Origin of the sequence: Sphingobium fontiphilum, assembly GCF_014196635.1 — a bacterium.
GTDB classification, from domain to species: domain Bacteria; phylum Pseudomonadota; class Alphaproteobacteria; order Sphingomonadales; family Sphingomonadaceae; genus Sphingobium; species Sphingobium fontiphilum.
The window spans coordinates 77,470-90,900 of sequence record NZ_JACIEB010000004.1 but is presented as its reverse complement, the minus strand read 5'-3'; the positions used below and the strand labels follow the sequence as shown (position 1 = coordinate 90,900).

Annotated in this window: 11 protein-coding genes; 3 read left to right on the top strand and 8 right to left on the bottom strand. The window is 63.1% G+C overall.

The features are described 5' to 3' along the window. Positions 1–21: 21 nt before the first annotated feature. The 5 genes from GGR44_RS16935 to GGR44_RS09580 form a co-directional block, all read right to left on the bottom strand. Complete coding sequence (locus tag GGR44_RS16935; protein ID WP_246344504.1) at positions 22–570, bottom strand: class I SAM-dependent methyltransferase; 549 nt, start codon at positions 568–570, stop codon at positions 22–24. Positions 571–585: 15 nt separating this feature from the next. After that, complete coding sequence (locus GGR44_RS16930) at positions 586–924, bottom strand: hypothetical protein (protein ID WP_246344502.1); 339 nt, start codon at positions 922–924, stop codon at positions 586–588. A 175-nt stretch (positions 925–1,099) separates the two neighbouring features. Then, on the bottom strand, positions 1,100–1,474 hold the full coding sequence (locus GGR44_RS09590) for a limonene-1,2-epoxide hydrolase family protein (RefSeq protein ID WP_246344500.1): 375 nt from the start codon (positions 1,472–1,474) through the stop codon (positions 1,100–1,102). Positions 1,475–1,598: 124 nt separating this feature from the next. After that, positions 1,599–4,001, bottom strand: coding sequence for a TonB-dependent receptor (locus tag GGR44_RS09585; RefSeq protein WP_246344498.1), 2,403 nt, complete (start codon positions 3,999–4,001; stop codon positions 1,599–1,601). A 134-nt stretch (positions 4,002–4,135) separates the two neighbouring features. Next, positions 4,136–4,750 carry a TetR/AcrR family transcriptional regulator gene (locus GGR44_RS09580; RefSeq protein WP_183955370.1) on the bottom strand — a complete coding sequence of 205 codons (615 nt, stop codon included), beginning with the start codon at positions 4,748–4,750 and terminating at the stop codon, positions 4,136–4,138. A 173-nt stretch (positions 4,751–4,923) separates the two neighbouring features. On the opposite strand from GGR44_RS09580, the gene GGR44_RS09575 reads away from it, so the two are divergent. From GGR44_RS09575 to GGR44_RS09565, 3 genes are read left to right on the top strand one after another with little or no spacing between them, the layout of a single operon-like run. Next, positions 4,924–6,300, top strand: coding sequence for a hypothetical protein (locus GGR44_RS09575; RefSeq protein ID WP_183955369.1), 1,377 nt, complete (start codon positions 4,924–4,926; stop codon positions 6,298–6,300). A gap of 10 nt (positions 6,301–6,310) precedes the next feature. Then, positions 6,311–7,726 carry an acyl-CoA reductase gene (locus tag GGR44_RS09570; RefSeq protein ID WP_183955368.1) on the top strand — a complete coding sequence of 472 codons (1,416 nt, stop codon included), beginning with the start codon at positions 6,311–6,313 and terminating at the stop codon, positions 7,724–7,726. Between the two features lie 7 nt (positions 7,727–7,733). Then, on the top strand, positions 7,734–8,801 hold the full coding sequence (locus GGR44_RS09565; RefSeq protein WP_221214335.1) for an aldo/keto reductase: 1,068 nt from the start codon (positions 7,734–7,736) through the stop codon (positions 8,799–8,801). Here the strand turns inward: GGR44_RS09565 and GGR44_RS09560 are convergent, their stop codons facing one another. The 3 genes from GGR44_RS09560 to GGR44_RS09550 are packed head-to-tail and all read right to left on the bottom strand — an operon-like array spanning position 8,802 to position 13,411. Then, positions 8,802–10,514 (bottom strand): N-acyl-D-amino-acid deacylase family protein, encoded by a 1,713-nt coding sequence (locus tag GGR44_RS09560; protein ID WP_183955367.1) that lies wholly within the window; start codon positions 10,512–10,514, stop codon positions 8,802–8,804. A gap of 15 nt (positions 10,515–10,529) precedes the next feature. Next, entirely contained in the window at positions 10,530–11,987 is a 1,458-nt protein-coding gene (locus GGR44_RS09555) for an acyl-CoA reductase (protein WP_183955366.1), read from the bottom strand. 8 nt (positions 11,988–11,995) lie between these two features. Continuing rightward, the gene (locus tag GGR44_RS09550) at positions 11,996–13,411 is read right to left on the bottom strand and encodes a long-chain-fatty-acid--protein ligase (protein WP_183955365.1); all 1,416 of its coding nucleotides are present in this window, start codon (positions 13,409–13,411) and stop codon (positions 11,996–11,998) included. Positions 13,412–13,431 lie beyond the last annotated feature (20 nt).

Here is a 13,431-nt window from a genome sequence, read left to right as displayed (position 1 = left end):
GAAAGCCCGGAATGCTGCGCCTTAACCGGGTTTGCTGATCGACATGATCACGATGACGGAATGGCCGGGTTGGGGATCAGCTTCGATGCGCGCCGCCAAACGCTGCAGGAGACTATTGGTCAACTGCGCGCGATCGCGGCCTGCATCCAGCCGGGCAGAGAAATTGGGGCCGTTCGCGGCGCACATCATATTTGCCCATTGCCGCCCGAATGCAGCGGCATCGCCGGTCTCCTGCAACGCATCCCAATAAGGGTCGGGCGCAGGCACCGCCGAGAGATGATCGAGGGCCAGTCCGACAACCTGGCCAGCCTCGAACGGTGCGGCCAGCTGATCCAGGGATCGACCGGCGGAGGGCGAAGCCATCCTGAGCGTTTCTTCTGCGGTGAGCAGCCTCTCACGCTCCATATCCACAATGGACCGCCAGAAATTTCCGGCCATCCATTCGAACCCATGCCCGTCCGCACCGCGCCCCATGAACTGGCAGACCAGACGTCCGCCGGGCCGCAGTTCGGCCGAACGCGCGCGCTTCCATAGACTGGCTATAGACCGCCCAGCCATGATCGGCGACATCGACGGGGCTGCGGCTCATCCAGTGGAGCGAATGGGAGGACCAGCCAAGATCCATGCTGTCCGCGGCCAAAATGCTGTCGAAATAGGAGCGCCCGATGGCCGATGAATAGAGGTTTTCCGACCTACAAGATCGATCGCCAGCAGGGTGAAAAGCGAGGCGAAGTCGTTGGAGGGCAGGTCGGCATGCACGTCCTGCACCGGGCGTTCCAGGTCTTTTGCCTGAACAAGGTCGGTGGCGCCGCCATGGGCGGCATCGGCCAGAAGCGGCAGCGCCGACCGCAGATTGGCGTGCTGAAGAGCGCAATGGCGGTTATATAATCCCTCGCCGGCCATTGCGGCTACGGTGCCGGACATCGCTTAAGACATGAAATGTTTCCGCGATGCTTGGCGTGTAGACGGCGCTCTTTTCCGCGGACAAGCCGTAATGGGGAATGACCGGGGTGATGGCGTCAGCCAGCGCGGCGAGATTTCGCCAGGCATTGGCACGCTCTGCGTCCATACGGCTTTGCGTTGGGTCTTGTCCCCGCCTTCAAAATCCACTGGTGTCGAAATAGTCGCGCCATGCGACGATGTATGGCCCGTCCATCTGCAATGCGCCCATCAACCGCAAGGCGACCATCTCCGCTCCGTCCGCGCCATAGAAGATGTCGCTTCTTTCCGTCAGGACCGTATCACCGCAGGCTGCGGCGTGATGCACAACGACCTCGCACCGGGTGAACGGGATCTTTTCCAGAAACCCTGCGACAAACTGAACGGCCTGGTCGACACCCACCGTGGAGGCGACCCCGACATTTTCCCATCGCGTTTCGGCGGTGAACCGGCACCGCATGGCCGAGAGCATATCGTCGGGCGAGCCGCTGCTCTCGCGGAAAAAGGCCAGCACTTCTTCCAGTGGTTCAGGCATGATCATCCCCTGTCGTCTCGATACCACGGCATCATGCTGCGACCAGAGAGCGAACGGCCCTGTCGGAAGATAGCGCCCCGCCTCATGCGGCGGGGCGCTCAATCCATTTGTCAGGCTGGTCCGTTCAGGAGCCGAAGCGGTAGCGCAGCGTCACGCCATATTGGCGGGGCGCTCCGAAGATGGCCGAATTAAAGCCCAGGCCCGACCCCGACACAGCGCCGATCGCCTGATAAGTCTTGTTGAAAAGGTTGGTGACATAGACGCCGACGTCAAGCGGCCGCCCGGCCACATTGCGCCAGTCGACCCGCGCGTTGACGAGATCATAGGCCGGAAGCGACGAGTTCACGAAGCTGAGCGGGCTGGAGTGATAATAATCGGCGGTGGCGCCCAGTTCACCCATTTCGCCAAGTGGCAGATTATATTGCAGCCCCAATGTATAGGTCCGCTTTGCGACCAGATCGAACGGGATTTCCTGCTGCTGCAAATAGGGCTGGATTGGCGCCGGCGCTTCGAGCGAACGCGTCTTTGTATCGAGGAAATTCGCGCCATAGGTAATGGCCAGGCGATCCCCGAACGCGATGCGTCCATCAAGGTCGATGCCCGCAACGCGTGATTTGCCCGCGTTGACCAGCATTGTTCCCGACTGGGGATCATTGGTCGGATCGCAATCGCCGTCCGGCGAAATCGGGGCGGGATTGTCGGCGCCTAGCTGACAGGCCCCAGCCTGCGTGATGAGGCCGCTGAGCGCGATCTGGACGCCATTATACCAGCCGGAGAAGACGGAGGCGTTGAACCGCAATTTGACGTCGCCGCCCAGATTCCAGTCGGTGCGGACGCCTGCTTCAACATCCGTGACCTTTTCCGGCCCGAAGGACTGATAGGGCGTCAGGCGGCCGCCGAAGCTCGGCGTGTTGATGCCGCCCGTCCTGTATCCGCGACGAGACACGACATAGGCGAACAGATCGGGCGTGACTTGCCAGTCGAGGCCCAACGTCCATGTGGGGGCAGAGGATTGGGCGCGGTTGACCGACGGTCCCACCAGCAAAGGACTGGAGGGACATTCATCAGGCTGCAGGTTGGGCGGCGCGACATTGGGGCCAGCCATCGTGCCTTGCGTGGCGATACATGCCACCTGCTTGTCCCAGGTATAACGCACGCCAGCATTGAGACGCAGACCCTCCGCCAGCGAATCCAGCTTCACATTGATGTTACCGAACAGAGCGCGGCTGTTTTCCGTATAGAAGCTGTATTGGAAGGTCGCCAACGGATAGCTGGAGAAGAAGCCGACATTGTTCCCGGTTCCGGTCGTGCCATAGGGGCGGCTCTTGAGATAGAAGCCGCCGACTAGCCAGTCGACCTTGTCGTCAAGCACGCTTCCCTTGAGCTGCAACTCTTCGGTATATTGTTCGACATGATTGATCGCCCCGGCGTTGAGCAGGGGCAGGGTCAGGCCCGGCGCAAAGACGCTGGCGAGCCGGGGAACCCCGTCGGTGTTGATGTTATATTCGACATAAGTTCTTCGATAGCCGAAGATGTTGGTCAGTTCGATATCGCCTAGCGTGATGTCGGTCCGGTTGGTCAGGCCCCAGCGGCGGGTTCTATTCATGGCGGGTTCGGCGTCGCTGTCGACGACGCGAGGACCACGGGCGCGCTGCGCCGCCAGCTCAGCGAGCGCGGCTTCCCGCACACCCAGAAGATCGAGCAGACTCGGGTTGGCGTCGACCCCCGTCAACAGGACGGCATCGCCGGTATAATAGTTGCGATACCAGTCGAAGATCGTCAAATTGCGGATCGTGTCGGTCGGTTCGGCCAGCACGGACACGCGGAAAGCGCGCGAGTTCACATCGTCCAGATCGCCGCCGACGCCGATGTTGCGGGTATAGCCGTCCCGCTTTTCATAGCGTCCAGAAAACCGGACGGAGAGCCGATCTTCGATGATCGGCAGGGTCAGCGCACCTTCGAGTTGCCGCCGATCATATTTGCCATAGCCGCCCTCCAAATAGCCTTCCAGCTTGTAGCTCGGCGCGGCGGGGTAATAGAGCACGGCACCGCCCGTCGTGTTGCGGCCAAAGAGGGTGCCTTGCGGCCCCTTGAGCACCTGAACGGACGCCATGTCATAGGTGGAAACGCCGCTGCCGAACGTCGGCTGGGGCACATCGGCGAAGTAGCTGACGACGGCGGGGGCATTGGACCCGCTCAGAGCCTTGCTCTGGCCGCGTATCTGGAAGACCGAATTTTCCCGGCCGCCCGAACCCGACAGGAACACGCCGGGCGTCTTCATCATCAGGTCGGCGGTATTCTGGATGTTGGCCGACCGGAGCATCTCTTCGTTGAAGGCGACGATCGACACCGGGGTCGACTGGATATTTTCGGACTCGCGGCGGGCGGTCACGACGATGTCGTCAGTCGACACGCCCGCTGGGCGATCCGCGCTGGCCTCCTGCGCCAGGGCCGTGAACGGCACGCTCAGGCAGACGCCGGCGGAAAGCAGCAGACGAGCGTGATGGCGACGCATGAACTCTGACATGATCCTCTCCTCCCAGCCGCAGGGTTTGGGATTGATTGACATTATATCTTGCCTGCGGCGGCGGCGGCCAGAATGAAGGCGAACGTCTTATACGCAGCCTATCCTAGGGAAGGGAGCGCCCGCTCATTCGACTCTCAAGCGGCTATCGAATCTCGAACGACCTGCATGATCTCGTTCCAGAAATGCTCGTCATCTTCATGGCCCAGCGTGCCCTGCGCGACGCGCTGCCCCACATAGATCGCAGCCTGCAACAGATACAGGACCGCCAACGTATAGCGCTGATGAAACAGAGGATCATCCAGGTGAGGACAGCATTGCCGTAACAGCCAGTTGAGATGCCGGGTTGTTTCCGGCTGCCGCTCCTCGCGAAAGATCGGGTTTTGTGGATTGGTAAGGATGAGATGCAGGATCATCTGCGCGAAAATCCTCCTCCGCTGCCCTTGAAACGCCTTGAGCACCGGGCGCAGCAGCGCATCGAGTATCTCGCCAAGGTCCCGGGGCGACCGGCCCAGGGCGTGTAGCCAGGCGACACGCGCCCGATCCGCCTCTGCCTGGCGCAGATCGTAGATCGCCTCGATCAGCTTATCCTTGGAACCGAAGTGATGGTAGATGGCTGAGTTGTTGCCCTGGCGCGCGCGTCGCAGGATCTCCCGGACAGATGTGCCGTCCACGCCGCGTTCGGCCACCAGTTGCTCGGCAGCCAGGATCAGCCGCTGCGCGCCGGCTGGATAGTCATCGAAGCGATTCATCCCATTGGCATAGCCGCACTCGCCGCAAGGGCCAACATAAGGCGGTTGGCGCCGGGTTCGCAGCATCCGAAAGGTCGCCCTGAAAACATTATGTCCTCGCCGTGCAAGCGAATGGAGCGGCGGAACTGGCCACGCCGACTATACTCGCCACAGGATGTAAGGAGGAGTTATTGATGAGCGCCATCGACGAACTGATCGGACTTGCACGATCGTCCGATCCGTTCCGCAATGCCCCGGCCAATCTCGCGGAATTGCAACTGGAGGCTGCTCGCGAGCGCTTTTCCGAGCGACGGCAGCAGATCAGGGTGCTCGACAAACGCGCGCGCGAGGCAGGGATCGACACGATCGACAGCTTCGCCGACCTTGTTCCCCTGCTCTTTGCCCACACCAATTACAAAAGCTATCCCGAGGCCTTCGTCGACAACGGCCAGTGGAAGAACATGAATCTGTGGCTGGGCACGCTGGCCACCTATCCCACCGACAACATCGACGTCACGGACGTTCGCGACATCGACGACTGGCTGGACCGCGCGAAAGCGGCTGACCATCATGTCTTCGCATCGAGCGGAACGTCCGGCAAATCGTCGTTCCTGGACCAGTCGGCGCTGGATCGCGACCTTTCCCTGTCGGCGTGCGTCGCGGCGGCCGACCTGTCGACGCCCGCCTATGTCGCGGATCATAGCCGTTCGGTCTTCACCATGATGCCGCCGCGCGGCACGCACAAGATGATCGATTTCTGCAACATCCATTTCCCGCGTTGGGCGGCGCCGGGTGAGCTCCACCGGTTGAGCGACGATCCGATCCGCGCCTTCGACGCGATGCGGCCAGCGCAGCTGCGCCGCCTGCTGGCCGCCGGCAAGGTCGGGCCTGGCGAAATCGCCGCCTATGAAGCGGAGGTGCAAGCACGGCAGGCCAGGCGCGCGGGTGAATTCGACGCCTGGATGGACTTGCTGGAAAGCCGTCGGCACCGCCCGCTCTATATCGGCGTCATGTATGGCGTCGCATGGCAGATCGTGCAGGCGTTGCGCGCCCGTGGTGTCAAGGATGGCGATTTCCACCCCGACACGCTGATGAGCTTTGGCGGAGGCACCAAGGGCGCGGCGGTTCCGCCGGACTATCAGGAACAGATCATGCGCTTCTTCGGCGTGACGCCGGACCGCATCACCAGCTCCTATGCCATGGTCGAAATGAGCGGCTTTTGCGCCAAGATCCAGCCAACCCAGTCCTATGCGATGCCCCCATGGATCGTGCCGCTGATCCTCGACAAGGCGGGGGAAAAGCTGCTGGGCGCAACAACCGATCACGGCGCCGTGGAAGGCCGCATGGCGTTTTTCGACATATTGGCCGACGGGCGCTGGGGCGGCATCATTTCGGGCGACAAGGTGCAGGTGGAATTCGGCTCCGGCCTCGAGGGCGTCAAGACCCCGGTGGTCCACTCGATCGCCCGCTACGCCGATCTGGAAGAGGGAGAGGACAAGCTGAGCTGCGCCGGATCCATCGATTCCTACGTGCGCGGATCGATCTCCGCGCCGCAGCCGGTCGCTGCCTGAGGAGGCTGTCATGTTGCATGAAATCATTGAAAATAATAAGGACAAGCTGCTCGTGCCCCATGTCATCAAGGGCGTGGTGCAGCTTGACGCCGCGGTCGAGCACCGCTCTCGCGCCACGGGCAGTTCCGTCATGACCCCGGCGATCAATCTGGATTCGCTGATCTGGTCGCGCAACGAAGCTGGCCCGGCATTTGACACCCCGCTTGCCGAGATTGTCGATTTCCTCGTCGAAGTCGGCAAGGCGCTCGACTTCGACCGCAACATCCATCTTCAGGAAGCGGCCGCCAATAATCTGCGCTGCAACACTCTGGGCGCGCGAATCCTGGAGAATTGCTATCGCGACATCGCATGGTTCTTTACCCGCGACGCCGTGGAGGCGGAGGCGGAACAGTCGCTGGGTTCGCTCGACGTGCTCGACGGATGGGCGCGGCGCCAGATACAGGGCGCCGCCTTCGACATTCGCGCCTTCCCGCCGCGAATGGTGCATGTTCTGGCTGGCAACGCCCCCATCGTGCCGCCGGTCACGATTGTCCGCGGCGCGATCAGCAAGGGCGTGCATCTGTTGAAGATGCCGTCCAACGACATGTTCACGGCGACGGCCTTGCTGCGGACAATGGCCGATGTCGGCCCCAACCACCCCGTCACCCGCTCATTTTCGGCGGCCTACTGGCGCGGCGGCGACGTCAGCATCGAAAACCATATCCTGCGATCGCAATATTTCGACAAGCTGGCGGTCTGGGGTGGCGAGGCGGCGGTGCGTCATGCCATGCAATATGCCGCGCCGGGATTCGAGATCATGTCGTTCGACCCCAAGGTCTCGATCTCGCTGATCGGCCGCGAAGCCTTTGACGGCGAACCCCTGACGGCCATCGCCGAACGCAGCGCCGCCGACATCATCGCCTTCAATCAGGATGCGTGCAGTTGCGCCCGCTTCCAGTTCATCGAAGGATCAATGGAGCAGATCGACGCCTATTGCGAGGCTCTGGTCGAGGCGATGGGTAAGGATATCCGTTATGGCGCGGGTCCCGATGGGCCGCTGCCGCCCGCCATGCTGGTTGACGAACTCGACATGCTGGGCAATCTGGAGCCGGTCTACCGCCTGTTCGGCCAGCCCGATGGCCGAGGAATGGTCATTCGCTCCAGCGAGCCTGTGTCCTTCAATCCGGGCGGCAAGCTCGTCAACGTGATCGCGGTCGACCGCCTTGCCGACGCCATTGCGCACGTCACCGTCGCCACCCAGTCAGTGGGCGTCCATCCGCCGTCCCGCATTGCCGAGGTTCGCGATGGCCTGTCGTCGGCGGGCGCGCAGCGCATCGTTGCTTTGGGCAATATCAACAACGGAAAGTTCGGCGGCCTGCCGCACGACGGGGGATGGCCGGTGCACAGGATGATGCACTGGGTCGTCACCGAAGCAGCGAAAGATTGACTTATCCATGACGCAGACAAACAGCCATCCGCTCGCACTCGACACCTATCGCCTGCTCGGCCGATCCGGACTGCGCGTGTCGCCGCTGGCGCTGGGCACCATGACCTTTGGCGAGGAATGGGGCGGCGATGAAAGCGAATCGCGCCGCATTTTCGACGCCTATGTCGACCGGGGCGGCAATTTCGTCGATACGGCGGGCTATTATGCCGATGGCGTATCGGAAATGCTGACCGGGAAGTTCGCGGAGGCCAAGCGCGAACGGCTGGTCCTCTCCACCAAATATTCGCTGACCCGGTCGGTCGGCGACCCCAATGCCGCGGGCAACAGCCGCCGCAACATGGTCCAGACCGTCGAAACCAGCCTGAAACGACTGCGCACGGACCGGATCGACCTGTTCTTTCTTCATGTCTGGGACGATATGACACCCGCTGACGAGATATTGCGCGCGTTCGACGACCTCGTATCGCAGGGCAAGATTCTCTATCTTGGCCTGTCGGACACGCCCGCCTGGCAAATGGCGCGGCTGCAGACGATGGCTGAACTGCGTGGCTGGAGCCAGCTGGTGGCGCTGCAGGCGGAATATAATCTGATCGAGCGCACCGCCGAACGCGACCTCATCCCGGCCGCAAAGGCGCTGGGAATAGGCGTGATGCCTTGGTCGCCGCTGGCAAGCGGCATGCTGTCGGGCAAATATGCGACCGGCGGCAGCGCCCATGACGGGGAGGCAGGGGGTCGCGGCGCGATGCTGCAGGCCGCCGGACGCGTCGATGCGCGGGTCGTGGCGATCGCTGACGCCGTGAAGGCGACCGCCGATGAGATGGGCGTCACGTCCGCGCAGGTGGCGATTGCCTGGACCCTCGCCAATCCAGCGGTCGTCTCGCCTTTGGTGGGCGCCCGGACCATGCGGCAATATGAGGATAATGTCGCCGCGCTCGGTATATCGCTGGACAAGGCCCAACTGGAACGGCTGGACGCCGCAAGCCGAATCCCGCTTGGCTTTCCCCACGATTTCCTCGCCACGCCCTTCATCCAGCATGGGTTGACGGGTGGAACGACGATCCATCCGCGCCCCTGATCAGGCGGCGCGGACCAGCCTTCCGGGACGCGCGCCGGTATCGGCGCCGTCCCGCCGGGTCACCACGCCGCTGACCAGCGTGGCGCGATAGCCAGTCGCCTGCTGGGACAGCCGGCGGCCCCCGCCCGGCAGGTCATGCACCACATGGGGGGCATGCAGGCGAAGCGCGCCATGGTCGATCAGGTTGATGTCGGCCTTCAAACCCGGCTTCAGTCGCCCTCGATCCCCCAGCCCCAGGAAATCGGCGTTGTCGGCGCTCAGCGCCTTCACCGCCGCCGGGATCGTCAGCCGTTCGCCCGCGCGATCGCGCGCCCAATAGGACAGCATGGTGGTTGGGTAGCTCGCGTCGCAGATGATGCCATAATGCGCCCCGCCATCGCCCAGCCCTACGATGCTGTAGGGATCGCGCATCATCGCCAGCGCCGGATCGAGCGTTTTTTCCGCATAGTTGGAAAAGGGCATGAGGATCAGCGCGCGCCCGTCCTGCTCCAGCATCAGGTCATAGACGAGCGCCGCGGGCTCCAACCCCCGCTCGGCCGCCAGCGCAGAGATGCTCTGGTCGGGCGATGGCTCATAATCGGGTTCGGCGCCAAGCGGATAGATATTGTCCCATGCGCGCAGCAGCCGGTGGAGCGGAGTCGGCGTCTCGTCCGGCTCCTCCGCGATCAAGCGCGCACGGAAAGCCGGATCGCGCATGATCGCCACCTTCTCGGCCAGCGGCAGGTCGGCCACCGCGCGATAGGTCGCACAGTGGCTGAAGGCGTTCGCCGACGTCGACAGGCCGCACATCGCGCCCATGGGCCGCGGAAAGACCTGCGCAAGCACGGGCGCCGCACCGCTTCGATTATGGTCGGCAAGGGCGTCCATGGTGCGGCGCCAGCCCTGCGGATCGGTCGACCATTGCGCGAGCGAATAGGTCACCGGACGGCCGGACGCATCCGCCATCCGCTTCATCAAATCGATATCGCTGCTCCAGTCGGCCGTATCGAGATTGGGGATCATCTGAAGCACGCCCCGCCCTGTTCCCCCAACCGATCGCGCAATCGCCACCAATTCGTCGGCTTCGGCCCGGAAAGACGGAATGAAGGCGCCGTCGCCGCGCCGGTGGACCAGGGAGCGCGACGTCGCAAAACCCAGCGCTCCGGCCGCCATGCCTTCCTCCACCAGTTGCGTCATGCGCGCGACATCCGCCGGGGTGGCCGGTTCCCGGTCAAGTCCCCGCTGGCCCATGGCGTAGACCCGCAAGGGCGAATGCGGAATATAAGCGCCGACATCGGCATCCCAGGCGCGGGCTTCGAGCGACCTCAGATAATCGGGAAAGCTCTCCCAGTTCCAGGGCAGCCCCTTCGCCATCACGGCTTCGGGGATGTCCTCCACCCCCTCCATGACATTGACCAGCGCCTCGCGGTCCTCCGGCCTGCACGGCGCGAAGCCGACGCCGCAATTGCCGATGACGACGGTTGTGACGCCATGATCCGCCGATGGGACCAGACTGTCCGACCAGGTCGCCTGGCCGTCATAATGGGTATGCACATCGACGAAACCGGGGGTGACGAGGAGGTCGCGGGCGTCGATCTCCTCGCGTCCCTGCCCGACGTCAACGCCGATGCCCGCGATACGCCCATCCACGATGGCGATGTCCGCTTCGAACGGATTGCCGCCCTCCCCATCGACAATCGTCCCGCCCCGGATCACAAGGTCGAAATCGGCCATGTCGCTTCCTTCCGATCAGCCCGCGAGCGCGGCCAGCATGGCGCCCGACGCCTGTTCCTCCGTCACCCATTTCACCATCCGGCGAACGGGTTCGATGGCGTCCTGCCTTTCCATATTATGCTGCATCGTGGCGGCGCCGCCCAGCGAGACGATCCTCTGCGCGCCCTGAAATGCCAGTCTATCGCGCAACGCGGTCTTGAGGCTGTCGGGATAGATGCCCACCGTCTGGGTATAGGCGTTCACCGCGCGCACCGCCGTTTCCGTGCTGTCGATCGGCACAATATTGCCCACGCGGCAGGCGAGCGTACGGGAAAAATCCACCGGATAATCATCCTGGCTGACGATCACCGCCCCTTCATTGGCGCGGCCGCCGAAAATGCGATATTCCTCGTCATTCAGGCGTATGCCATCGATCTCGGCCTTGAGTGCGCCGTCAAACGCCTTGTGCGGCGTACTCAGATGGTCCGGCAACCGCTGCAAGGCGTCGAATGTCAGCCGTCCCAGCCGGTTGGCGCGCTCCAGCCCTTCCTCGTCCGTGCCGCTTTCGACATAGATGACGCGGGCCGACACGCAGCCTTCCTGGTTCTGCGCGCCGATATCGAGCGCCAGACGCCGCGCCACTTGCCCCAGCGTACCCTCATCGGCGAAGGCCTCCCGACCGATGATCGTGCCCGACAGCTTGGGATCCTGGGTGATGAGGTCGATTCCCGGCTGGAGATATCGGGTGATGTGCTTGACCGAATCGAAACCGCCCCAGGCGATGATCTTTTCAACGCCGCGCGGATCGTAGATGGCCGATTCCACCTGCTCGTCGCCGCCCTTCCAATAGGCGACCGAAACATGTTTCGATAGCGGATGGTCGGGGTCCATCTCCACCATGGTGCGCACGAGCGCCGCGGCGGTCAGCGGATCGTTCGACGGCAGCTTGATGATGGCGTCCGAACGGGTCAATGCGTTGCGAATGACTGTCAGGATCGAGACGATCGGCGCGTTGCCCGCGATCACATGCACGGTCCGCGCGCCAAAGGCGCGGGTGCGCGCGGTGAGGCCGGGGAACCTGCTTGGACCCTGATCGACCCAGCCTTCCAGATAATCGACCCCGCAGGACCGATCCATCATCCGCCGCATCTCGCCCCGGTCGAACGCCGCGCCAATATGCTGGAAATGGGTGCGAAGGATGCTCTCCGACAGGCCGGAGGTTTCGCAGGACAGGCGAAACGCATCCTGCAAATGGCGGTTCTGCCCGAAATCCAGCCGCTCCCCCAGGGCGACGAGGAAGTCCAGTATCTCGTCGAAGCTCAGTGCATAGAGATCGGCCATGGCCGAAGGGGTGCGCAGCGGCAGGCGGGACACATGTTTGGCGATGTCGGGGGCCGAGAAGCTGACGCCGCCCCGGCGGCCACCATAGCTGATTTCTGCATCATCAATAATCTGGCCCCGGATGATGAGGGGAACGCGAAAATCTTCGGTCATGGCTCTTCTCACATCGACAGTTCAGCAAGAAATTCGAGGGCGCGATCATGCGCTTCGGGCGCACCGGCGCAGACGATGCGGTCGTCGCCGCCCTCTTTCTCGCTGTAACGACGCACCGGCGGAATGACGTGGGGTCCGGTGCGGCCGCAAGCGCAGGGCTTTTCCCAGCCCGCCAGCGTGATCTCATCCCCCGTCACCAGCCCGGCCCAATAGGTATTGGGCATCAGGTCGAACGAGGCGAAGCGGCCGGTCAGGCCGTCCTTGCGCGGCAAGGGCTTGCCGGTCGCCGGGTCGAGCAGGAACGGGATCTGGATCGGCGGGATGTGATAATGGCCATGCTCGCACATCATCGACAGACCCATCTGTTCGGATGTGGCGTACATTTCATAGATGGTATCGAAACCCAGAAATTCGAGCACGCGCTCACGCCAGTCGTCGGGCAGTTCCTTGCCCTTCTTGCCACCGCCGGTCAGCAGCACGCTGCCCTTGCCGAAGACGTTCTTAAGGCCGCGCTTCAGCCCCTCCTCCGCCCAGTCGTAGAGGATCGCCCACATCGCCGTCACATAGACGTCGCGCCCACGGAAACGTCGCTGCGCCTCGCTGAAGAAATGCTTGAGGTCGTCGGGCCGACGCCGCTCCAGTTCCAGCAGCGCCTCCCGTCGTTCCAGCAGGACCGGCGGAATGTCGATCATGCCGGCCTCACCCCGCGCCTCCGCCGCACGCAGGCGGCCGCCCAGCGAGGCGATGTCCGCGCTGAACCGGGCGTTGGGATAGAGGAACAAGGTGTTTTCCTCGCCCTTGGCATAGAGATCGACCTGAATGCCGTTACCGCGCTGCATCGCGGCTGCGCCGTAGCGATAGCCTGGAATGATGATCGGCATCCCGTCCTTCAATATGTCCGGCCCCCGGCCAGGCCACCAGTCGCGGATGATGATCGCGGAATGGATGATCGTTTCGCGCCACTGGGCCTTGGTGCGGGGCACGAAGCTCAGCTTACCGGTGGTGCCGGACGTATGCTGGATGGTCAGGTCAGTTTCAGCGTCGAGCAGGTCGACCCAGTCGTCGATCGTCTCGATACCGCTGGCATCGACGTGGGAAATGTCGCTGATCGTCAGTCCCGCAAGCCATTTGGTCAGCTTGTCGAAACGGCTCCGTTCCAGATAGCTGATCGGATAGGATTTATAGACGGTGTGCGGAAACAGCAGCGGCGCCAGATCGTCGATCGTCTCGATAGTCTCGATGCCCTGCTCGCGCGCCAGCTTGTCCAGCACCGAGAGGCCGGGCCGCAATTCGGCAAAGCGCTTGCGCGCGCCTTCCAGATGAAGCCTGTCGATTTCCTCCCGGCTAAGCGTGAAGGCCTGCGCATAGGGCGCGTCATGAAAACTGGTGGGGTCGGCGATCAGACGATCGAGGTAGCTGGTCATGCAGAGTGTCCGCCTTTCTT